The organism is Glaciecola sp. KUL10 (genome assembly GCF_003203515.1).
Taxonomy (GTDB): domain Bacteria; phylum Pseudomonadota; class Gammaproteobacteria; order Enterobacterales; family Alteromonadaceae; genus Glaciecola.
Genome location: NZ_BGNG01000008.1, coordinates 58,334 through 80,370, shown reverse-complemented (window position 1 = coordinate 80,370; position 22,037 = coordinate 58,334). Strand labels below are relative to the sequence as shown.

Annotated in this window: 18 protein-coding genes and 1 pseudogene; 15 read left to right on the top strand and 4 right to left on the bottom strand. The window is 40.3% G+C overall.

Annotated elements, in window-relative coordinates; all coding sequences use genetic code 11:
• The first annotated feature begins 236 nt into the window (after positions 1-236).
• Complete coding sequence (locus tag KUL10_RS13680; RefSeq protein WP_110429509.1) at positions 237-1,979, top strand: cyanophycinase; 1,743 nt, start codon at positions 237-239, stop codon at positions 1,977-1,979.
• A gap of 8 nt (positions 1,980-1,987) precedes the next feature.
• Here the strand turns inward: KUL10_RS13680 and KUL10_RS13675 are convergent, their stop codons facing one another.
• Positions 1,988-2,887 carry a LysR family transcriptional regulator gene (locus KUL10_RS13675; RefSeq protein WP_110429508.1) on the bottom strand — a complete coding sequence of 300 codons (900 nt, stop codon included), beginning with the start codon at positions 2,885-2,887 and terminating at the stop codon, positions 1,988-1,990.
• Positions 2,888-3,076: 189 nt separating this feature from the next.
• Between KUL10_RS13675 and KUL10_RS13670 the strand changes: the two are divergent.
• The 7 genes and pseudogenes from KUL10_RS13670 to KUL10_RS13645 all read left to right on the top strand — a co-directional run.
• A pseudogene (locus KUL10_RS13670) lies at positions 3,077-3,619 on the top strand (zinc-binding dehydrogenase); the annotation flags it as partial.
• A gap of 36 nt (positions 3,620-3,655) precedes the next feature.
• Entirely contained in the window at positions 3,656-4,471 is an 816-nt protein-coding gene (locus KUL10_RS13665) for an SDR family NAD(P)-dependent oxidoreductase (RefSeq protein WP_110429506.1), read from the top strand.
• 25 nt (positions 4,472-4,496) lie between these two features.
• On the top strand, positions 4,497-4,790 hold the full coding sequence (locus KUL10_RS18655; protein ID WP_158525391.1) for a hypothetical protein: 294 nt from the start codon (positions 4,497-4,499) through the stop codon (positions 4,788-4,790).
• Between the two features lie 177 nt (positions 4,791-4,967).
• A complete protein-coding gene (locus tag KUL10_RS13660) occupies positions 4,968-5,666 on the top strand; it encodes an ABC transporter ATP-binding protein (protein WP_110429505.1) in 699 nt (232 codons plus the stop codon).
• Positions 5,659-8,139: an ABC transporter permease gene (locus KUL10_RS13655; protein WP_110429504.1), complete on the top strand. Its 2,481-nt coding sequence runs from the start codon at positions 5,659-5,661 to the stop codon at positions 8,137-8,139. The genes KUL10_RS13660 and KUL10_RS13655 overlap by 8 nt, the downstream gene beginning before the upstream one ends.
• A gap of 102 nt (positions 8,140-8,241) precedes the next feature.
• Complete coding sequence (locus KUL10_RS13650) at positions 8,242-8,922, top strand: response regulator transcription factor (protein ID WP_199509253.1); 681 nt, start codon at positions 8,242-8,244, stop codon at positions 8,920-8,922.
• Between the two features lie 26 nt (positions 8,923-8,948).
• Positions 8,949-10,223 carry a HAMP domain-containing sensor histidine kinase gene (locus tag KUL10_RS13645; protein ID WP_110429502.1) on the top strand — a complete coding sequence of 425 codons (1,275 nt, stop codon included), beginning with the start codon at positions 8,949-8,951 and terminating at the stop codon, positions 10,221-10,223.
• Here the strand turns inward: KUL10_RS13645 and KUL10_RS13640 are convergent.
• Positions 10,213-10,947 carry a hypothetical protein gene (locus tag KUL10_RS13640; RefSeq protein ID WP_110429501.1) on the bottom strand — a complete coding sequence of 245 codons (735 nt, stop codon included), beginning with the start codon at positions 10,945-10,947 and terminating at the stop codon, positions 10,213-10,215. The two genes, KUL10_RS13645 and KUL10_RS13640, sit on opposite strands and share 11 nt — an antisense overlap.
• Positions 10,948-11,213: 266 nt before the next feature.
• Here KUL10_RS13640 and KUL10_RS13635 point away from each other — a divergent pair, with 266 nt between their 5' ends.
• The 3 genes from KUL10_RS13635 to KUL10_RS13625 all read left to right on the top strand — a co-directional run bounded on the left by KUL10_RS13635 (position 11,214) and on the right by KUL10_RS13625 (position 15,930).
• Positions 11,214-13,043, top strand: coding sequence for a GGDEF domain-containing protein (locus tag KUL10_RS13635; RefSeq protein ID WP_110429500.1), 1,830 nt, complete (start codon positions 11,214-11,216; stop codon positions 13,041-13,043).
• Between the two features lie 97 nt (positions 13,044-13,140).
• Positions 13,141-13,776: a heme-binding protein gene (locus KUL10_RS13630; RefSeq protein ID WP_199509252.1), complete on the top strand. Its 636-nt coding sequence runs from the start codon at positions 13,141-13,143 to the stop codon at positions 13,774-13,776.
• Positions 13,777-13,983: 207 nt separating this feature from the next.
• Positions 13,984-15,930 (top strand): bifunctional diguanylate cyclase/phosphodiesterase, encoded by a 1,947-nt coding sequence (locus KUL10_RS13625; protein ID WP_110429499.1) that lies wholly within the window; start codon positions 13,984-13,986, stop codon positions 15,928-15,930.
• Between the two features lie 9 nt (positions 15,931-15,939).
• On the opposite strand, the gene KUL10_RS18865 is transcribed toward KUL10_RS13625, so the two are convergent.
• Both KUL10_RS18865 and KUL10_RS18860 read right to left on the bottom strand, forming a co-directional pair.
• Positions 15,940-16,179, bottom strand: coding sequence for a DUF1456 family protein (locus KUL10_RS18865; protein WP_233499833.1), 240 nt, complete (start codon positions 16,177-16,179; stop codon positions 15,940-15,942).
• Positions 16,176-16,415 carry a DUF1456 family protein gene (locus KUL10_RS18860; protein WP_233499832.1) on the bottom strand — a complete coding sequence of 80 codons (240 nt, stop codon included), beginning with the start codon at positions 16,413-16,415 and terminating at the stop codon, positions 16,176-16,178. The genes KUL10_RS18865 and KUL10_RS18860 overlap by 4 nt, the downstream gene beginning before the upstream one ends.
• 151 nt (positions 16,416-16,566) lie before the next feature.
• Between KUL10_RS18860 and KUL10_RS13615 the strand changes: the two genes are divergently transcribed.
• From KUL10_RS13615 to KUL10_RS13600, 4 genes are read left to right on the top strand one after another with little or no spacing between them, the layout of a single operon-like run.
• Positions 16,567-17,454: an ABC transporter ATP-binding protein gene (locus KUL10_RS13615; RefSeq protein WP_110429498.1), complete on the top strand. Its 888-nt coding sequence runs from the start codon at positions 16,567-16,569 to the stop codon at positions 17,452-17,454.
• 2 nt (positions 17,455-17,456) lie between these two features.
• Positions 17,457-21,041: a M1 family aminopeptidase gene (locus KUL10_RS13610; protein WP_110429497.1), complete on the top strand. Its 3,585-nt coding sequence runs from the start codon at positions 17,457-17,459 to the stop codon at positions 21,039-21,041.
• A gap of 52 nt (positions 21,042-21,093) precedes the next feature.
• Positions 21,094-21,576 carry a hypothetical protein gene (locus KUL10_RS13605; RefSeq protein ID WP_110429496.1) on the top strand — a complete coding sequence of 161 codons (483 nt, stop codon included), beginning with the start codon at positions 21,094-21,096 and terminating at the stop codon, positions 21,574-21,576.
• Between the two features lie 31 nt (positions 21,577-21,607).
• Positions 21,608-21,979, top strand: a complete 372-nt coding sequence (locus KUL10_RS13600; protein ID WP_110429495.1) for a hypothetical protein — start codon at positions 21,608-21,610, stop codon at positions 21,977-21,979.
• The last annotated feature ends 58 nt before the right edge of the window (positions 21,980-22,037 follow it).

Below are 22,037 nucleotides of genomic sequence, written 5' to 3'. Positions count from 1 at the left end.
GGTTAAGTGCTTTTTTCGTCATAGCCCGTTAGTTTGCGTCTGCATTTTCTAATTTTGTGCTCATCGACAGTAGCAGTTTGAATAAATGCTACTGGTCAATGCAAATCACAAAATTGTCATTGACTTGCTTATAGAATTATCACTAGTGTAAATATAAGTCAACAGCCGTCTTTGCAGATTTCATTTTAGAACTCGCTTAGTTTTGGCTTTAAAAAATCAAAAAAGGGAAGAGCTTAATGCGTAATTTAAGATTAGTTATTGTTTTGAAAATGTTGTTTTTTTCTGCATGGATAAACGCAAGCGATAACTATGATTTATTACTAGCCGGTGGAGCGCTAAAAGGCTGTAGTTCTTATTCAGTAGAGGCTTGCAAGCCAGGTATTAAATTTGAAAGTGCGAAAACCAACACGCTTTATTTATTTAGTGTGGATAGAATTGATTCATTACAAAATTTTATCAGTCAATTAGGTCTAAATGAATTCGAAGGTTTGCGTGAGCTACTCCCTGTATTAGCGGACTTTTCTAATCAAATGTCATTCGAGGAACCCTTAACTAGACGAGCACTATTTGACCTTTTTAAAGATATTGGCGTCGAAGACACGATTAGAAACCTGACAAATCAAGAATATTACGCACTGTTAGATTATCTGGAATTTTTTCAAAACGATGGTTCTGGTGGGCGACTTCGAGAAAAAGCCAATTTTAGCTTTACTAAAAGTGAAGCTAGCAAAGACATTTGGGAACACTTTTCTTCGTTGACAAAATACAAGCACACCTTACAAGAATTAAGCAATGAAAAGCCTTTAGTTTTGGTTGTCACGGCTAGTTCTAGAGACAATTTCGAAGCGGTCGACTTTTATGTAAGTGGATTACGCAGTTTAGGTCTAGATGCTAGGTGGCTACCCCTTAGCGCCGCGCTTTTAAAGGCGCTAGAGCAAAACAAAGTAGCTGGTTCAGCGGTCAAGGGAACTGTTGAAGACGCGTGCGTTAACCTAGACAAATATCGGCAAGAGTACAATCAATTTGATAGAGAAAGGGTGTATCCGGATTTAGCATCCATTCAGCTTGATTTTTGCAGAAACCCGCAAAGTATTAATCAACTTATTAGTCGAGCTTCAGCCATATTTTTTAATGGTGGTGACCAGTCAAAAACACTGAGTGCGTTTGTTTCAAATGGAAGCAAAAGTGAGTATTTGGTGGCATTAGAGAATAAGATGAAAAAGGGACATATTTTAGTAGCTGGCACGAGCGCAGGAACCGCAGTTCAATCTGGCGGTGTGTTTGCGCGATATCCAATTGCTATGGTTAGCAGTGGTAATAGCAAATCGGCGATATCTAGAGGTGCTTTTGCAGTCGAAGCACCGCCCGTCAGATGTGAGAGTGACGCGTGTGCGACCTTGTTGGAGCCAGGTGATTTGACTTATCGACAAAGTGGCGGGCTCGGTTTATTTAATAAAGGCGTCTTGGATACTCACTTTTCAGAACGTGACCGAGAAGCGCGCTTGATTGTTCTTGCGCAATCAACCAACGCCAAGTATGGGTTTGGTATTGATGAAACAACCGCTTTGTTAGTGAAATCAGACGAAAAATCTCTGCATTTTAGTGTAGTAGGGCAAGCGGGTGTATTTGTAGCAGACAATAGCGCTTCTGCTTATCAAAAAATACTTGCTAATAAGACTGTCTCACACTCATATTCTGGAAACGCACATTTCTTTCCGTCTGGTACCTCGGGAACACTCGTATTTGAAGAAAATCAATGGTCGCTAGATTTCGCCCGGCCAGCTTATGAAGCTCCAAAATCAAAGGGGGATTGGCGAGAGTTAAGTCGTGCAATATGTAAAGGAGCAAACCAAGTCAGTGGAGAGTTTGAAGGTGTTAGGGTTTTACTAAACAAACACCCAACGACAAAAACGTTTTCTGGAAAGGATCAAGATTTGTGCGGGTATTTGTTTATGCAATACGCGATAACGAACTATTAAAAATACCGTTAGTCACTTAAATAGGACAGTTTATCCACCAAAAAATCAATAAACACCCGTACTTTAGGGGTAATGACATTTGATTTTGGATATACCAGCCAAACAGCTGCATTGTCGTCAATGAAGTACTCCGGTAGGACGCGTACTAGTGAACCTGATTGTATTTCGGTATGAACATTCCAAATCGAACTCATACAAATTCCCGCGCCAGCTTTTGCGAGTAAGCGCATTGCTGAACCGTTATCACAAATCACTCTATGTTTGGCTTTATTCGGTGGGAATGTGCACGCTCTTTTTCCGTCGCTAGCGCTTAACTTCCGTGGCTTTGTATTCATAAACAGCAGTAGCTGCTGGTCTTCTAAATCTTCTGGTGTTTTAATTGCTGAGTGTTGGTTTAAGTAATCGGGGGATGCGCATAATATTCGTTTGTCCGCAAACAGCCTTCTACCAATAAGGCTGCTATCTTCTACTGCATAATTTCTCAGGGCTAAATCAAACCCGCCTTCTATTAAGTTTATCTGACTGTCCGAAAGTTTAAGCTCTAAATTTAAATCTGGATATTTTTCAAGAAACTCCGGTAATATCGGCGCAATATACCTTTCTGCAAAGGTACTGGAGGCAGCAAATCTTAGCGTGCCACTCACTTGAGGGTTTCTGCGCCCTAATGCTGCTAGTGAAGCCTCTTCTTGAGCAATGATTTCACGTGCAAAAGGCAAAAATTCTGCTCCCTCAATTGACAGCGTCACCTTTCTAGTTGAACGATGAAATAAGTCCGCTCCGACCTCTAGTTCTAATTTTGCCAAACGAGCACTTGCAACAGCAGGGCTAAAACCTAAGCGATTGCCAGCTGCGCCAATATTGAGTAAGTCTGCAGCCAATACGAATAGCTTGATGCTTTTGGTATCCATTGATTATCTCGTAAAACTAAAAACTGTATTTAAATTTTACTCATTTATACAGTAAAACAAAAATATTAATCTAGTCATCAATCTAAAGAAAATGTGAAGCTAATTATCGAGGCAGCGCAATTAAAAGCGACACACACGTAATCTAATTGAATCTAAGGAACAACAAATGAAAGCAATGATAGTCAATAAGTGTTGGTTCATGGTGGATCTGGTGGTGTTGGGCACATTGCATTGCAATTAGCCAAACAATTTGGTGCCAGTGTTTATTCCACGGGTGGCGGAGAGCAACAGCTGGCATTAATTAATCGTTTAGGCGCAACACCCATTAACTATATGACTGAATCCGTCGAGCAATATGTCGAAAAACATACAGATGGAAAGGGCTTCGATGTAGTGTTTGATTCAGTAGGTGGAGCAAATATGTTGAACTCATTTAACGCTGCTAAGCTAAATGGGCATGTGGCGTCTACTGTTTCACTTGTAGAAATTGATTTGTCAACCGCTCACTTTAAAGGTTTGTCATTACATGTAGTGTTTATGCTCATACCTATGCTGCACAATGTCAATCGTCAAGCACACGGTGAAATCTTAAAGAAAATAGCGCAGATAGTTGAAGATGGCGACCTGAAGCCGGTGTTAGATGAAACTTCATTTTCATTGGACGAAGTAGCAAAAGCACATCAAAGACTAGAAAGTGGAAAGGCAATGGGTAAGGTTGTTATTAGCCATTAAGTTGTCATTTAGAATTCAACAAATATAGGAATCAGTATGAAAACCATATTAATTACTGGCGCGACCGATGGGATAGGGTTTGAAACGGCTAAACTGTTTGCTGCAAATGAATATGCGTTAATTCTGCACGGCAGAAGTCAGCAGAAGATGGATGCGACACTGGAAAAAATAACACAGTCATTTCCAAACGCAAAAGTGGAAGGCGTGCTTGCTGATTTATCCAAATTTAGCGAAATCGCTTCGTTGATAAAAGAGATAAAAGCAAATTATCACAGTATTGATGCCATCATTAACAATGCTGGTGTCCTTAAGCTTCCCAAACCCATAACGGAAGATGGTCTAGATGCTCGCTATGTAGTTAACACTATCGCACCAATTTTGATTACACGTGGACTATTGCCTATGTTGAGTAAGCAGGGGCGGGTAGTTAATTTATCTTCTGCGGCGCAAGCCCCTGTTGTCAGTGAAGCGATTACCGGAGACGTCCAACTTCATGACGACATGCAAGCCTATGCTCAAAGTAAGCTTGCGTTGACAATGTGGGTCAAATATTCGACCCATGCGTTTGATTCGTCACAAGTCAATGTTGCTGTCAATCCTGGTTCATTACTGGCCTCAAAGATGGTGAAAGAAGGTTTTGGGGTAGCAGGAAACGACCTTAGTATCGGGGCTAAAGTACTCTTCGATGCAGCGGTATCTGAAAAATTTAAAGAGGCTTCTGGCATGTACTTTGATAACGACAATGGCGTATTTTCAGAGCCCCATCCATTTGCTTTGAAAAGCAGCCACTACGACGATATGATGCGCGCGATTGAGAAAGTCATTGATGAGCAAGCAATCTCGTTTACTTAAAACCGATAGTTGATCCCCAACTTCAATGCACTTCCTATGTCGCCCACTTTGGAATAAGAGGTATCGACATAGAAGTGCTCAAATACTTGCCAATCTAGACCCATTAAGTAACCCACCGCTTTTTCGCGCTGGAATCGGTTTTGGTTTGATGGATCGAATTACCGCGAAAAAATGGCCTGAGTTAATTGAGGTACCTTTACCTAACGGCAGTTTTACGGTTCCTACATGGTTGGTAACGACCAGAGCATTATACAGTACAAAGAGAATTAAATTTGTGTTTGATTTTTTTGCTGAACAATTGGTTGAATCGGAGCTATAACTAACTGACACATACGGCGATATTCTTAATCGCGCTATATTTGATTTCACTGTAACCAATAGAGTGGTTGTTAAATGAATCAAACATAGAACACACGCTACACCAAAATAAGCTTTCACATCTATTTCACTTAATTTCACATAACCTTACTTTCATTACGAGTAAGGAGTATGGGTTATGTCTTCACAACGCAATTCTGCGATCGAGTTAGACAACGTTGGTCAGTCGTTTGAGTCGCATCAACAACAAATAAATTTGTTTAAAGATGTACAATTTTTGATAGAGCAGGGGCAATCATATGCGATTACAGGCCCTTCTGGGTCGGGTAAATCGAGCTTATTAATGCTGGCATCTGGGCTTGAACAACCTACAACTGGGCAGGTTCGTCATGTAAATCAGGGGCAGTATCAAGCGATTAGCAGTTTACGTGCTGAAATTGGTTTTATTTTTCAACAATTCCATTTGTTAGCCGAATTAAGCGCACTGAACAATGTTGCCTTGCCATTAAAGTTACGCGGCGACAAACATGCATTGTCTACTGCAAAACAGTGGCTTGAACATGTTGGTTTAGGCCATAGACTTGATCATAAGCCCTCTCAACTTAGCGGTGGAGAGCAGCAACGAATAGCCATCGCCAGAGCGCTTGTTTTTAAACCTAAGTTTATCTTTGCTGACGAGCCGACCGGAAACCTTGATGCGAAAAGTGCGACCGGTATTGCTGAATTACTGTTTAAATGTTGCAGCGACAATGGTGCTGCTTTGGTATTGGTTACACATAGTCAAAAATTGGCAGCACGAGCTCAACACCAATTAAATTTCGAGCAAGGAAACTGTGTTTGGCTCAAGAATGAAAAACGGAGTGAAGGCCATGAATAAGCATAGTTTTCAACTAGCATGGCGTTTATTCATTGAAGACTGTCACAATACCAACCAACGAATCCTTCAAGCTACGCAAGTGATTTTGATGATGTTTATTGTGACGTTGAGTCTTACGAGTGAGTCTGTTCAGTCTCACCTCAAGCACAACTTATCTAATTTGTTAGGTGCTGACCTCGTGTTAAGCAATAAAGGTGCTCTTTCGGCTGCAGATCTTCAACAGCTTACAGAAAATAGTGATGACATTATTTTCACTCAAAGCTTAAAAACCACACTTACACATCAAGAACAATGGCAACGTGCCACGATAAAGGCCGTTTCGCAAGATTACCCGCTACAAGGCGAGCTTTTACTTTCTGATAGTATCGGGGGTGAGATATACGTTGCGACCACTTCGCCTGAAACAGGTTCGCTTTGGATAGACACGCGTTTAGCAGCAGGTTTAAATGTAAAAATTGGTGATACATTAACTATTGCATCAAGCCAGTTAACCATTACTCACATTCTTCAGCACGAGCCCGATAGGTTAATGGAAGGGCATAATGTAGATATGCGAGCGTTAATACATCGAGATGACTTCAATCAAATGGGGCTTGCAGATGACACGGTGACATATCGATACCTAGTTAACGCTAGCCAAGAGCAGGTAAATAACATCATTAATTGGCAAGAATCGCAATTGCCTTCTGCTCAGGTTAGGCACAAGAAAGGTGCGCATCCGCTGGCCTTATTTTGGCAAAGAACCGAAAACTTAATTGGCTTGGCATCTGTTATCTTGTTGTTTATGGCAGCCATTGCTATTTATCAAATTTCTAATATTCAAATCCGAAAAGAACAGCATTTTACAGCTGTGTGCATGAGTGTCGGTGCAACAAGATCTGAAGTGTTGTTTGTGTCTGTTATCAAGTGGTTGATACACCTTTTATTCTTATTTCCTGTGGTGATGATACTATCCAATATCCTTCATTTTATTATCGTTCACTGGCTATCATCAGCGTTACCAGATCTGGCTTGGGCCTTGGACACACAAACTGCGTTATTTGCATTTGCAGGCTGCTCGCTAATTCTTGCAGTTTTTCAAGTGCCAGTATGGCTAGCGCTTAAGCATGCTACGGTCAAACAATTGGTTCTCAATTTGCCGCAAGCACCGCGAACTATCGTCTCACTTTTAAGTGCGCTGAGTGTTTTATTTATGGTTACCGCTGTATATTCAGACAATGGTTTACTTACCACCATGGTACTCGGCTCCATGTTTGCTTGCGTAACACTTATCGCGGTGATTAGTTGGGTAAGCCTTACAGTGGGGGAAACACTGACGCAGAAACATTCTGGCTTAGTTCCTTTTGCTTTGTTTATGATGAAACAACGTTTGGTGAGTAAATCTACGCAAATTATGGGGGTGGGTTTGTGTACTTTTTTACTTCTATTCACCTTGATGTTAATGCACGATTTGGGCGCGACCATGCATCAATATCAACGGCAATTTGATGGCAATCTATTAGTTTCGCAGGCCGATAGTCAGCAGATGGATGCGCTTGAAGAATGGAGTGCAAGTCATCGAGGCGAGATACGTCAGCAAAAGCCATTTGTATATGCCAACGTCGTCAAGGTGAACGGTCAAGCAATTAATGATTTTTCATCAAGGCCGAGTGCTAGCCTAGCCACGCTTCAACAATCGATTAGACTGCATTGGACAGATAAGGTGCCTGCAAACAACAAACTGACTGCTGGGAAATGGTGGAAGGGTAAAGAAGATAACTGGCAACAGATTTCGATCGAAGAAGAGGTGATGACTGATATTGGCTTATCAATAGGTGATCGCTTAACGATTGTGGTTGCGCAAAAGCCTATCGAATTTACTATTGTTGCAAGTCATGTGTATAAACCAGGTGCAGGTTCAATCACTTTTTGGGTACAAATGCCAGCATCAGCTGTCAATTTTATAGATGCACCCCATTATTATATGGCAAGTATCGAAATAAATGACGATAGTGTTAAGCACCTAGGTAAATTGTGGCAACAGTATCCAACATTGCGCATGGTATCTATGCAGGAAATGATCGCTAGATTTGACGCCACACTGAAGCTAGTAACACAGGTTATCAGTGGCTTTTCTATATTAATTATAAGTTTGTCTGTCATCGTCATGATTGCGTCTGTACTTGCTTATGAGCCGCAAGAGCGTAAGAAAAATAGTGTGATCATGAGTTTTGGTCTACCCAAGCGTACATGTTTGTCGATTAACATGATTGAATGGGCTATGACAGGGGGGATTGCCTCTATTGGCGCGATGTTGGGTACATGGCTGGCAGGAGTCTTAATTTATCAATCGCAGTTTTCATTACCCTATGAGCCTGATTTTGTCTGGCTATTGTCTACCTTATTGCTAATCACATCTGCGGTGATGGTTATCGGCGTGTTTGTTAGCAGGCAGACCTTAAATAGCTCTATTCGAGACTTACTCGCTGAGTGACTCTGGTTTTAACGTTGCTGTTACTCGCATTAGATGATATCAATAATCCGAAGTACGACGTCATTATCTTTATGACTCAAGCGCAATTAAGGAATATTACAGATGAGCAGTCTGCACGTACTGTTAATTGAAGACGAAGCGAATATCGCTAAAAACATTGCTGAGTATATGGAACTCAAAGGCCATGTTTTCGATTTTGCGGTGCGAGGGGACCAAGGTCTCTCCTTGGCCTTAGAAGCATATTATGATCTCGTGATTCTTGATTTAAATTTACCTGTTATTGACGGCTTTGAAGTGTGTAGATTATTGCGAGAAAAAGCCTCTCGACATATCCCTATTTTGATGCTCACAGCCCGCGATAGTATTGATGATAAAGTCTCTGGGTTTAATATGGGCGCTGATGATTACTTAACTAAACCTTTTTCTTTGCAAGAGTTGGAGGTGCGTTGTTTGGCTCTATCTAGACGACACCGATTGAACACGGATACACAAATAAAGTTAGGTCCATTGCTGATTGATAGAAGAAGAAATCGAGTGACTCGAGATAATATCATCATAGATGTTAGTGCCATGGGCTTTAAAATATTGACAGTTGTTGCTGAAGCTTATCCACAAATAGTCAGCCGAAGTGAATTAACACAAAAACTTTGGGGTGACGAGCCGACCGAATCTGATGCGCTTCGCTCGCACGTTTATCAGCTAAGGGGAGTACTCGACAAGCCCTTTGACAAACCTCTATTAAAAACTGTCTTCGGAGCAGGCTTCACACTTGATATTGATTAGCATGAATTACGAGAAAGAAACGTCAAATGCCAAGTAAATTCCATAGTTTAAGCAGCAGGATTATCGCTCGATTTTGCCTGTTTACCATATTCATTTCAGTAATATACGGCATTATCGCGCTTGCGCTCATGTATACGTTGGAAGATAACTTTATCGAACGCACGGTGCACCAAGAAGCACAATTTCTGAAGGCGTCCTTTGAATCGACTGGGCAATGGCCTAAGCCTCGTGTTGATAATATGCAATTGCTCTTCTCAGAGAAAGATTTGCCAGATGACTTTAGAGATACAGCCATTGAAGAGCCACATCGCAAGGAGTTCTTTGGTAGACAGAATCGCCATTATCATTTGTATCGCTTTTCACAATTCCCTGATGTGTTTCTGGTGGCAGAGGTAAGTGAACAATTGTTAGTTAGACCATCAAGAGGTGGAACGATTCAGTTTTTGGTTATAAGCGGCCTATTGGTCACTATTGTTGCTTGTTTGATTGCATGGATGATTGGTCGTCACACTACGCGCCCCTTAAATCAATTAGTCGAGTTGGTGGATAGTGTTGCGCTTGATAGCCTACCTAAGGCATTTGCAGACGGCTTTCCAAACAATGAAGTAGGCATGCTCGCGCAGGTACTTGAAAATGCGTTAAAACGCATCGCCGACGCGGTTGAACGAGAGCGCAGTTTCACTATGGATGTAAGCCATGAGCTTAGAACCCCATTAGCGGTTATCAAAAACGCGGTTGAGGTGCTTCAAGTTGAACGGGATAAGCCCAGTGGTTCCCATCAAGAGCACCTTACCTTAGATAGAATTTTGCACGCTGGTGAACAAATGGAACAAACTGTGCAGACACTGCTAATGTTAGCCCGAGAAGAGCATAGTTCGGAATACTCAGAACCAACTGATTTAATGGCGCTTATTGAACGTTCTGTAATAGATAATCGCTTATTGCTAAGCAATAAGCCTATTGAGGTTTATATAGATGATTCATGCGCAGTGAGTGTATTTACAGAGCCAAATGTGCTTAAAGTCGTTCTCGACAATCTAATAAGCAATGCATTCAAATATGTTGAAATAGGGACGGTAAGTTTTAGCTTTGTCAATAATGCGTTAAGCATTGCCGATACTGGGCCAGGTATTCAGACTAATCTCCTCGAATCAGTCACTGAACGAGGCGTAAAGGGTGATCAAAGCACAGGTTTGGGCTTTGGCTTGTCTATCGTTAACCGCTTATGTGAGCATCAAGGATGGGGACTTTCAGTAAACAGTGGAGAGGGAACCACTGTCTCATTACTTTTTAGCAGTTAAACTTGCATTGCCCAACATATTGATAATTTGAATATATATCGGAAGAACGTTCGTCAAGTTTGCTAAAAATAGCGAAACGACCGGTCATCTCTAAATTCACTCTTTCGGTTAACACGGTGTCATTAATTTTAATAAAAGCAAGCTGCAAATTAATATTATCGAGCGTCGCGGCAAACATTGGTGAAAAGCTCTTGGTATTGGTGATCTCAATATCCGTAATATAAGCTTCTTGGCTATCGTAGGTAAGATAGCCTCGCAGGCTGTTAGAGGCCTTGCTTCCGAGTTGCTCTAAATAGACATCAAAAGTAGCGTAGACACTAGTTTGGCTTTGTTTTTCGACTGTGAGGCTGTCTGTTAATATTAAATCTCGTAGATTCATTGATATATTAGTGCCACTTTTGTTTTTATTACGCTTAAAGGTTTCCTGTTCCTTAGGAGTGGGCAGCCTCTGATTGATGCTGATGAGTTGCCATTTAGATGAATCGTCACCATGAGGTGAAAAACGCTCAATGCTGCTTGTTTCAGTGCCTTCTTCAAATTCATAACGTGAAACCTCAAATGCCCACTCATTGATGTTGGTTGTTTCATATTTAGTAATGGCTGTCAGTATCGTTTCTTTAAGCGCTTCGTTGATTGTACTGTCGTGTTTAGTCTCGGCTATACACTTTGCAGAAATACTTAAAAAGGCTAGCGTTGATATTAAAATAGGTTTAGATGCATTCACGCATTATTCTCATCAGTAAAAAAGAACAAAAGCTTAAACAACACTGTGTGAAAGAGATGTGAATTACATTCACCAAGAGGGCTGTACGTTTTTTGGTTTGTGATTAGCAAGACCTTGGCGTCGGGATGAGTTCAACGCAATAGTGGGCTTACGTTTGTATTAAAATCTCATTGTATGTTTTAACATACATTTTTTAGTTCTACTTTTGTTAGACTTTCGGCACTTTTCTTCAAGTAAAATTTGTTTAAATCACGCAGGGCCTTAAATTGCGCATATTATTGTTTGTTATTGTTTTGACTACTAAATTCGCGCATGCCTTCCAATCGTACGATGAACTAAACGCGCACGTTGATACATTAGACTCGCCGGCTGATAAATTAGCGTTTTTCCTCGAACAGCAAAAACTTATCGAACACTTTGAACCTGCCGACGTCGGCAACTTTTATTATCGTTTAGGTTTTTGGCAAATAGAGAATGGTTTGTATGACAATGCGCTAATTAGTTTGAACAAATCAATCGATATAAAAAAACAAGGATTGTTAAGCACTCAATATATAGATGCCTTATTAGAAAGATCTTATGTGCTATATATCAACTCAAATGACTTAGCCGTGTATTGTCCCGATCGTAAACTAGCGGTAGCGTTAGCAAGAGAGTTAAAAGAACCTGAGATTTTGGCAAAGTCGTTGAGTCAATACGCGTTTTGTTTTCAAGATCAACAAGGTTTTCTCAAAGCAATTGAACTGCTAAATGAAGCACTTCAAGTCACCAAAGAAGCGTCGTTATCGCCTTCTGGCTTATCTGTCATCCACAATGCGACGGGTTTGATTTATCAAAAAAACTTTATGTATGACAAAGCCTACGAGCATGTGTATAGAGCTTGGGAAATTTGGGATAACGAAGGCGATGTCTATGACGCTTTCAGTATGTTGCACAATCTAGTCGATTACGCATCTTCACTTGAGGATTACGAGCTTGCAAATCAGCACGTAGCTAAAATGTATAAAATGGCGGCAGAAAACCCAATTCATCAAGACTTTGTTTTCTTTGCCTCGTTCAATGAGGGGCTGGTGGCTTCTCGTCAAATGGACTATCCGTCAGCAATATTAGCCTTTGAAAAAGCCATCGAAAATGAAGATAAAACAAATGAAGTGTATTTCGTCAACCATGCGCGGCTTCTATTAAGTGAGGCGCTATTAACGACACAACAATATGAAAAGGCAGCTAAAGTAATCAGTACTTTAAATAACGAAAGCTTTACGCGAGAAATCAATAAAATTCGTTTCGATGCCCTTAAAGACTTTTCAAAACAAGACTATCGAAACATCACTGGTCATTTGTTAGCACTAGATAAAATTTGGAATAAGCGACTCGTTTCGTTTATTGAACAACAAAGAGTGATAACACTTCGAGAGCACGATGCTGAAATTACCCTTTACGAAAACAAGATATTGGCTCAAAAACTGGCTATTAGCGAGCTTGAATTAGAGCAAGAAACGGCAAAAAATAGGATTACCACTTTAACGATTATGCTTGGTCTTGTGGTTCTTGGATGCTTACTATTCTTAATCTATCAACTCATTAAGTCGAAAAGACTATTTAAATCTAAATCAGAAACTGATTTTTTAACAGGTATTGCTAACCGAACCTTTATGATTGAACAGGGCGAGCGACTGTTAAAAACAATATCAAAGCAGTCAAAATCTTTTTCAGTTATTCTGTTTGATTTGGATAATTTTAAAAGTATTAATGATACACATGGCCATGATGCAGGCGACACTGTCTTAAAGACAGTGACTAAAATCACTCAACAATTATTGAGAGAAAAAGATTTGTTCGGTCGGATAGGAGGAGAAGAGTTTTTAATATTACTTCCGGCAATCAATATGGAAGGAACAATCGATATTGCAAATCGAATAAGAACTGAGATATCAAATACTGATATTGTTGTCGCTAGTGCCTCGTTAAAATGCAGTGTTAGTGTAGGGGTAGCTTGTTTGAGGGAAGACAAATCATTAACTCAATTGATCACGGACGCAGACAAAGCACTTTATGAGGCAAAGAGAACGGGCAAAAACAAAGTGGTAACTGCGTAAACACAATCTTAACTATTACAGTATTTTAATTTCACTATATGACCCAAAGAAAGCGTTAACGCGTAATTCCATATATCTAGTCTAAATAACGACACAAATGAAAAATACAATTTTATTACTCTCTACTTTTGCGTTGGGAGCTTGTTCTATTTTGGGTGATAGCGGAGTAGAAAACGCTCCGTACACGTTGATACAACGAGATGAAGCAAAAAATATCGAAATTAGAAACTATGATTCTATGATTCTTGTCTCTACAAGCACACAAGATGATGGTCGCAACGGTGCGTTTAGAAGACTGTTTGCCTACATTACTGGCGATAATCAAGGGGCAGCTGAGATTGCGATGACTGCGCCGGTTTTTATGGACTCCAAAGCAGATAAAAATACTTTGCGCGGCAGTGAAATCGCGATGACAGCACCCGTATTTATGAATGAAGATGCAATGACGCCGACGATGGCGTTTGTTATGCCTGATTCTTTCACCTTGTTAACGACTCCCAAACCAAATAATCCTGCGGTATCGGTTAGTGAGGTTAACGATTATAAAGTCGCCGTTATTACATTTTCTTGGACGTTGAGCGATAGAAATGTTGAAAAACACACATCTATGCTTGAAGAATGGCTGGATTCGACGGATTACGAAATAGTCGGCCCTAAAGTGTTAGCGGGATATAATGGTCCCCTGACCCTGCCGATGATGCGACGTAACGAGATATTAATTCCTATCAAATAATACAGATGCCCCTTTTATACACAGGTATAGAATTACATATTATAAAGAGGGTTCACTTAAATACTTAAGCTACCAATTGTCGTAAACTAAGGGCAGTGCGACAAATGTCGTGACATTGACTGAGTTGTGTCGATTGGTGAGTAAAAGTGGAGTGATTGTATTAATCGTTCAAAGTTGAAACAAAGCGTCAGAAACGATGCCTGTAAGATGTTATACGACAATGCACTTGATGGCATTGCTGTCACATTTGTCTCGTTTGTTGCTTTGCAGTTGTGGTTCAACGATTATTCGAACGGGCTTGCGTTTGAGCGAATGCTACTTATCTTATCGATGGCAGCAATATGTGCTTATCGCATTATGGATACTCTGCATTGGAGGCGAAATAGTCCAAAAAATGAAAACGCCTCAAACATCGGTTTTACTCGCTTCTTCGTAGGTAATACTCTGTCATGCAGTGTTTGGTGCGTATATGTGTTCATGTTTCTTCCATCGATGTCTCGCGACGAAATCACGGCCTCTATTATCATTATTTCTGCATTGACTGGTGGTGCGACAACGGCGTTATCTAGCCATCTGAGCATTTGTGCAATTTATATCTTTCTAATGCTGTTTCCTTATTCAAGCTTGTTGGTGTTTTCATCTTCCCAAGAATTTACCTATTTATTGGGTACGTTAGGCTACATATTCCTTATTGTCATGATTTCGATTGCGGTCAAGTCTCACCGATTTACTAAAAATGCAATCAAACTAAAATGCAAAAACATGCAACTCGCGGATGAAAGCGAACGAAGCAAATTAATGATTGAACAAGTAAATTCTGACTTGGAGTTAAAAGTAAACGAGCGTACTAAGGAACTAGTAGATTTATCAAACAAAGATCCATTGACTCAGTTGTTTAACAGAAGCGGTTTTTTGTCTCAGTTAAAAGCAAAAATACAAAGTGCAAGCAGAGACAATCAAGAATTGGCGGTGCTGTTTATTGATATAGATGGATTTAAGGCGATAAATGATGGTCACGGTCATGAATTCGGTGACTTAGTTTTGGTTCAAGTTGCAAACCGGATCAGAGAATTTGCTGATTCGCAAAACAATGCTTGCCGCTGGGGCGGAGACGAATTCGTAATGGTACTTGAAGGGTGCAACGCAATTGAAGCTAAAGCAATGAGTGCATCGCTCATTTCTATTATCTCAGAACCTATTAGTTTGAGTAAATTTGATGCTCGTGTAAGTGCTACAGTCGGTATTTCAATGTATCCAGAACATAGTGATAGTAGTGATCTGCTAATCAATATGGCAGATACAGCAATGTTTTGCCAAAAGCAAAATGCGCGATCAAAGGCAGCTGTTTTCACTCAGTCAATGCGAGAAATGAAACTTCGTGAGTACTATTTAAAGGCTGCTTTGAGTTCAGCAATAGTGAATCAAGAATTAGCACTTGTTTATCAGCCTGTCGTGAACCAAATATCCCAAGAGGTTGAGTTCTGTGAGGTGCTATTGAGATGGACTCATCAAGGTGAAATTGTCTCGCCTGACGAGTTTATTCCGATTGCCGAGAATTATGGTTTAATTCACAGTATCGGTGAATGGGTGCTAACGACCGCGTTTAGAGAAACAACCAGTTGGGTGTTTGATAAAGATGTGGCGATATCGGTCAATGTATCGGTATTGCAACTAGAAGCAACCGGTTTTGTACAAAAGATAAGAGCGCTGTTAGAAAAAGAGCAATTCCCGGGCGAAAAATTACACATTGAGCTTACAGAGTCTGTTTTTACTAAGAATGTCGAATACCTTGCCAATCAAATTCGTCAATTGCAGGCAATGAAAATATCCGTCTCATTAGATGACTTTGGAACAGGATTTTCATCACTTGCACAACTGCAGTTTTTGGCGGCAGATACGGTTAAAATAGACAAGTCTTTTATCGACAATATTGAGTCAGGTGGACACTCCATTATCAAAGCCACTCAAGACATTGCAAAAGCATTGAATTACAGGGTGGTCGCAGAAGGCGTTGAGACAACTGAGCAGGCCGAGTTGCTCAACAAAATTGGAGTATCGAGCATTCAAGGCTATTTATATGCAAAACCCATGTCTCAAGATATGCTTGAGAGCTGGTATGATAGACACAAAAACACTAAGGATAATGATATTTAGTGGGATCGCTTACTTAACTTCAGGGCGATATTTCTTGACCATACCTTGCAAGAAATTTCGCAATAGTTGGTCGCCACATGGTTTATAACTGCGGTGATCTGTTTTACGAAACAATGCAGACAATTCACCTTTACTCAATTTAAAGTTAGCGTACTTTAAAATGTTAAGCATGTCGTCGTCGCGATAGTTCATTGCTATTCGAATTTTTCGCAGTACTTCGTTGTTCGAAAGTCGTTCGTCTTTACTCAAGATACGCGGTTCACTGCCTTCTTTTTTCCCCGTTTTTGAATGATTAAGCCATCTAAAAACAAGCTGATTATCTTGTCTCTGCAACGTATAAAACCCGGTTCCTCTTCTTTTTTCATAATGGCTTGAAGATATTCGGCTTCCATGGGGTAGTCAACTAGTTTGAATATTTCAATTGTTGCACCATCGTTCAATCTTAAGGCAAATCGAAGGCGTCTTAATACGTCATTATGAATCATCGTTGTCTTCTTTTGTATTTCGTGGTGTGCAGTATACTTTATGTTTATCAGTGTCCAAGAACATTTTGTAAAACAATTTTGCTTGCTTATTCTTCACATCAACTTGAATATAGCGGATGTAGAATAAAGTGAATGCAATACACGGAGTCGCATGCTTAATATTTCAGGAATTTCTAAAACCTATGACAATGGCGTAAAAGCACTTAACAAGGTTAACCTGAGTGTACCTAAGGGGCTATTTGGTTTGTTAGGGCCCAATGGTGCAGGTAAGTCTAGCTTAATGCGGACTATTGCTACCTTACAACAACCGGATACAGGCAGTATTAGCTTTGACAATATAGACGTGCTTTCTAATCCAATTGATTTGAGAAAACGCCTAGGGTATTTGCCGCAAGACTTTGGTGTCTATCCTAGGGTAAGCGCACAGGAGTTGCTTGATCACCTTGCGGTTTTAAAAGGCATCATTGATAAAGCCGAAAGAGCTGAGGTAGTTGAAGGCCTATTGGCTCACACCAACTTGTATCAACATAGAAAGCAATCGGTGAGTGGTTTTTCTGGTGGCATGCGGCAACGTTTCGGGATTGCCCAAGCCTTGATCGGCGATCCGGATTTACTGATTGTGGACGAACCGACTGCTGGCTTAGATCCAGAAGAGCGGAATCGGTTTCATAATTTATTGGTCACGCTTGGCCAAGACAAGGTGATAATCTTGTCCACACATATAGTCGATGATGTGTCTGAATTATGCGAGAACATGGCTGTATTGGGCGACGGAAAAATTTTATTGCAAGGCAATCCTTTAGAAGTCACCGAACAGCTGAGAGGTAAAGTGTGGCGCAAAATTATCAACTACTCAGAAACGGAGTCTTTTGAAGAAGACTATAATGTTATTTCGAAGCGTTTACTGGCCGGCAGAACGGTAATTCATGTTCTCGATGAAAACCCGCCAGAAGGCTTTGAACCTGCACCTACGTCATTGGAAGATGTATATTTTTCTACTCTTCACAGACATCAGTACCGTCAAGGTTTGAGTTTATAAGTATGTTGTTAACAGTTATGCGCTTTGAATGGCGCTATTTTACTCGTCAACCTTCTTTTATCGTCACTAGTTTGGTGTTTTTTGCGATGCCGTTTTTGGCGATGTCGATCGAAAATATACAAATTGGTGATACCGGTAACCTTAATTACAACAGCCCTCATTCTATCGCGACTTTTATTCTCATATTAGGCGTGTTTTCCATGTTTTTATGCGTTAATTTTGTAGCGAATTCAGCAATTAGGAATGAGCAAACTAAGATGCTGGAAATCATCGCTAGCAAGCCAATGCCACTTATCACTTATCGACTCGGAAGGTTTCTGGGCGCATATCTTGTGAGTTTAACGGTTTTTGCCCTTGTGCCCTTGGGAAGCTTTATCGGGGCATTGATGCCGTGGATAGATGCTCAGCGTATGGGTGACAATAAATTGCTAGCGTATATTGTGCCGTTTCTAACATTTTCGGTTGTGACTTTATTTGTGCTATCTGCAATTTTCTACACCTTAGCAATTCGCTTTAAGAGCATTATGGCGGTCTACCTAGCAGCACTGGGGTTATTTATTATTTACGTGTTGTCAGGGGCTTTGTTTGACAATCCACAGTATCGTAGCCTACTAGCGCTTTCAGATCCCTTTGGTTTAAGAGCATTCTCAGAGGTCGTCCGATATTGGACGCCCTCACAACGCAATACAGAAATCGTTGGTCTATCTGGTTTGGTATTTTACAATCGTTTAATTTGGCTGCTGGTCGGTCTATTTTTCCTATTTGTGTTAGCAAAGTTGAGTGCCCCGGTGAGCCTTACTCGCAAGTCATTTCAATTTGTCTCTCCTAAAATGCCACTCAGACAAAAGAAAGTAGAGAGTTATGACAAAGTAGCTAAATTATCTTCCAATATTCGATATAAATATGCAGAATCACCGGCTATTTTTCAATTTGTACATAGGTTGCATTTTGAAACTAAACAAATCATCTTCAGCCCTGCATTTCTAGTTTTGATGTTGTTTTGTAGCTTTAGTTTAGTGACTCGATTTATCGAGCCCAGTGGTGCTTATGGTGCGCCAGATTGGCCATTAACACAGGCCATGACTGAGTTAATTGCTCAGTCATTTAGTGCTGTCATCATTATTATTATTACCTATTACAGCGGTGAAGTGATTTGGAGAGAACGTGCCGCAGGTATGGGAGATATGATTGACAGTATGCCCGTTGGGAATATTGTTTTGTGGCTTGCAAAGTTTGTATCCGTGTGTGCCGTAATCGCCTGTGTTTTCATGGTGGCCATGGTATGCACGATACTCAATCAATTAGTTGTTGGGTATACCAATATCGATATTCCACAATACTTAACATCTATTTTGTATTTTTATACCGCGGATGCAGTTTTACTAATCGCATTGTCCTTTTTTATCCAAACATTAAGTCCCAATAAATATGTTGGTATGTTGGTATTTGTAGGGTTTACCTTCGCATCTGTTGCATTTTATGGCATGGGTTTAGAGCATGGTATGTTTAACTATTCAACGACGCCTAGCATGGTTTACTCGGACATGAATGGTTATGCTTGGTTTATTACTACGCAAAATTGGTATTTATTATATTGGGGAAGCTTTGCAGCTATTATGTGTGTGTTTAGCTACGGAATGCTGCAAAGAGGGAGTTTAAACACGCTTTCTGCGCGATTCTCGATGTTAGGCTATCAATTGCAAACAGTTGGCAAAAAGCTGGTAAGTATATTTGCACTTACATTTTTACTGTCGGGAATTGTCATTTACTACAATACGCGAGTAATTAACGAGTTTGTAAGTACGAATGACCAACTCGATATGCAAGAAGCATATGAGCGCAAATACAAACAGTTTGAAGATAGTCCACTGCCGTCAATGACGCGTTTAGATGTTGAATTGGCAATTTTCCCCGAGCAGAGACGAATCGAAAGTATGAGCACTTTTGAAGTGCAAAACAAAAGCAATCAGCCCATCACACAATTTTTAGTAAACTTACCTGAGTATACACCTGTCTCAAATTTACATATCGATGGCGGCCGATTGGTCTTTGATGACCCAAATTTACGCACTGCCATGTTTGAATTTGACCAAGCATTGCAAGTCGGAGAAATTCGCAGCGGTCGCTTAGAGGTGGTGCGAGAACACCACGGCTTTAAAGACCAAAACGAGGATTTTAGTTTAGTAGAAAATGGCACCTTTATAAGCAATTATGCTTTGTTTCCCAATTTTGGTGTTAATAAAGATAAGTACATAAGTGATCAGCATGAGCGTCGAAAAAGAGGTTTACCGCCTCCGCAGCGAGCATATCTATTGAATGATACATCTCGTTATGCAGAATCTATTTTTGGGAAGAATGAGACATGGATAGACTTTTCGATTTTAATCTCTACGAGTCAAGAACAAACAGCGATTGCGCCAGGTTATCTAGCAGCCCATTGGGTTGAAAATAATCGTGCATATTTTAAATATGAAATGGATGCGCCTATTCTCAACTTTCTATCTATTTTATCTGCTGAACTCGAGCAAAAAACAGTGATGCATGAAGGTATAGAGCTGTCAGTTTTTTATCATCATGAGCACGAGTGGAATGTGGATGTAATGCTAGCTTCAATGAGAGATTCATTGGACTATTTCCAAAATGCCTTTGGACCTTACCAGTTTCGGCAGTTGAGGGTCATTGAATTTCCGGGGTATAGAAATTTCGCTCAGAGCTTTGCAAATACGATTCCCTATTCAGAAAAACTAGGTTTTATTAGCAACCTCAGCGATGCATCAAAGATCGACCCAGTTTACTATGTGACCGCACATGAAGTGGCTCACCAGTGGTTTGGACATCAATTAGTTCCGGCAAATGTGCAAGGTGCGAATGTACTGTCTGAGTCACTGTCTCAATATGCAGCTTTAATGGTCATGAAGTCTAAGTTTGGTGAGACGAAGTTGAGGCACTTTTTAAACTATGAGTTAGATAGCTACTTGCGTGGCAGAACCACTGAATACCTAGAAGAAATGCCAATGTTACGGTCTGAGTCTCAACAGTACATTCATTACAGCAAAGGGTCTTTAGTAATGAATGCAATTAGAAACAAAATTGGCGAAGAGAATGTCAATAGTGCATTACGTGAGCTAATTAATGAGTTTGGACCAGGTAACGACACGTTTGCGACGACACTAAATTTAGTTGCCTCCTTAAAACTTCACGCCGACGAGCAATTTCATAATTTTATTGACCAACAATTCATGCAAATCACCCTGTACGATTTACGTGTTAGTAGCGTTACCGAAGTACTGTCTTCTGGCGGCGCGGCCTTGGAAATCGTGGTTGAAGCATCTCAATACTTAGCTGATGGAACCGGTGTTGAAACGGAAGAGCCATTTGAAGCGTTGGTTGACGTCGTCGTATTTGATGGGAATCCTGCAAACTTTGCAGATGTGCCAAATATTTTATATCAGCAAGAAGTTATGTTGAATACAGGGCAGAACACGCTTAACTTCCCAGTTTTTGAGAACGCAGAATTTATCGCTGTTGACCCTTTTGTAAAATTTATTGATCGAGATAGTCAAAATAATATTCGAAAAATAAAATAAAAACCTCAAATAATTGCATAGACAAAGCGGAATAAATAACCAGGTTTTGTCTATGCAAACGCAATATGCACGCAAACTAACAAATAATCATGACAGCACAGTTCAGGCGATGACAGAGGTGGCATTAGGCTTATCAATGGCCTTTTTTGCAATACTCATACTAGCGCTTATTTCAATGGGCGTGCCACAAGAAAAACATCAACCAAAGAACTTATCGAAGATTGATGATACTGAAAAACTCTTGATCGTTAATGCTGATGAGAGCAATGCTGATAAGAGTAATGAAGATGAACACTCAAAAAGCACTGATATGGTTGCTTATATTTTTTATTATCAATCACACTTTTACGACCAAGACCTCAAACCAATTGAAGCAAATGAATTACTGCCTGAACAACAATACGTGCTGGCGTTTCCTGCCAATACATCTTTAAGCGAGACCATTCAGGTAAAAGAACACCTAAAAAAATACAATGTGTTGGTGACTCAAATGAATGATGAATGGTCACAGGCTTTAGCCATGCGCACGCAGTGATTATTGTCAGAAACAACGGGGAATAATTGACATGTTAAACAAACAGTTGGCATTAAAGACGAAAGAGATGCAAAGAGAGCAGAATATGTTCAAGCGCGCTGTAATAAGTTTGATAGCGTGCTTGCTTATGGCTTTTATTTTTGTTTCGCACCTTGCTGTTTCAGCGACTGCAGATGCACTTATAGTTGACTCAACTCGTTTTCATTCAGATGCAGATGAAAAAAACTCGGACAAAACAAACGAGTTAATTGAAACGCTTCAACTGGTGCGTATGCATAATATCTCAAGACATCGCAAAGAAATGATGCAACCCAAGACCGACAAGCCGGAGCAAAGAGAGCTCAGTACAATCAAAAGTGAGATTGAAGAGTGGGAGAAGCGGTTTGCATATTTAGACTATTAGCAAAAAGCTAAGTTCTTGGTATTAATTTAAATTTTGCAAATAAAGGCTTATTTCTTGC

What these genes read in the sequence shown, in the direction of transcription:
- KUL10_RS13680 (WP_110429509.1), top strand. Translation starts at nt 237, where the DNA reads ATGCGTAATTTAAGATTAGTTATTGTTTTGAAAATGTTGTTTTTTTCT.
- KUL10_RS13675 (WP_110429508.1), bottom strand. Translation starts at nt 2,887, where the DNA reads ATGGATACCAAAAGCATCAAGCTATTCGTATTGGCTGCAGACTTACTC.
- KUL10_RS13665 (WP_110429506.1), top strand. Translation starts at nt 3,656, where the DNA reads ATGAAAACCATATTAATTACTGGCGCGACCGATGGGATAGGGTTTGAA.
- KUL10_RS18655 (WP_158525391.1), top strand. Translation starts at nt 4,497, where the DNA reads ATGCACTTCCTATGTCGCCCACTTTGGAATAAGAGGTATCGACATAGA.
- KUL10_RS13660 (WP_110429505.1), top strand. Translation starts at nt 4,968, where the DNA reads ATGTCTTCACAACGCAATTCTGCGATCGAGTTAGACAACGTTGGTCAG.
- KUL10_RS13655 (WP_110429504.1), top strand. Translation starts at nt 5,659, where the DNA reads ATGAATAAGCATAGTTTTCAACTAGCATGGCGTTTATTCATTGAAGAC.
- KUL10_RS13650 (WP_199509253.1), top strand. Translation starts at nt 8,242, where the DNA reads ATGAGCAGTCTGCACGTACTGTTAATTGAAGACGAAGCGAATATCGCT.
- KUL10_RS13645 (WP_110429502.1), top strand. Translation starts at nt 8,949, where the DNA reads ATGCCAAGTAAATTCCATAGTTTAAGCAGCAGGATTATCGCTCGATTT.
- KUL10_RS13630 (WP_199509252.1), top strand. Translation starts at nt 13,141, where the DNA reads ATGAAAAATACAATTTTATTACTCTCTACTTTTGCGTTGGGAGCTTGT.
- KUL10_RS13625 (WP_110429499.1), top strand. Translation starts at nt 13,984, where the DNA reads ATGTTATACGACAATGCACTTGATGGCATTGCTGTCACATTTGTCTCG.
- KUL10_RS18860 (WP_233499832.1), bottom strand. Translation starts at nt 16,415, where the DNA reads ATGATTCATAATGACGTATTAAGACGCCTTCGATTTGCCTTAAGATTG.
- KUL10_RS13615 (WP_110429498.1), top strand. Translation starts at nt 16,567, where the DNA reads ATGCTTAATATTTCAGGAATTTCTAAAACCTATGACAATGGCGTAAAA.
- KUL10_RS13610 (WP_110429497.1), top strand. Translation starts at nt 17,457, where the DNA reads ATGTTGTTAACAGTTATGCGCTTTGAATGGCGCTATTTTACTCGTCAA.
- KUL10_RS13605 (WP_110429496.1), top strand. Translation starts at nt 21,094, where the DNA reads ATGCAAACGCAATATGCACGCAAACTAACAAATAATCATGACAGCACA.
- KUL10_RS13600 (WP_110429495.1), top strand. Translation starts at nt 21,608, where the DNA reads ATGTTAAACAAACAGTTGGCATTAAAGACGAAAGAGATGCAAAGAGAG.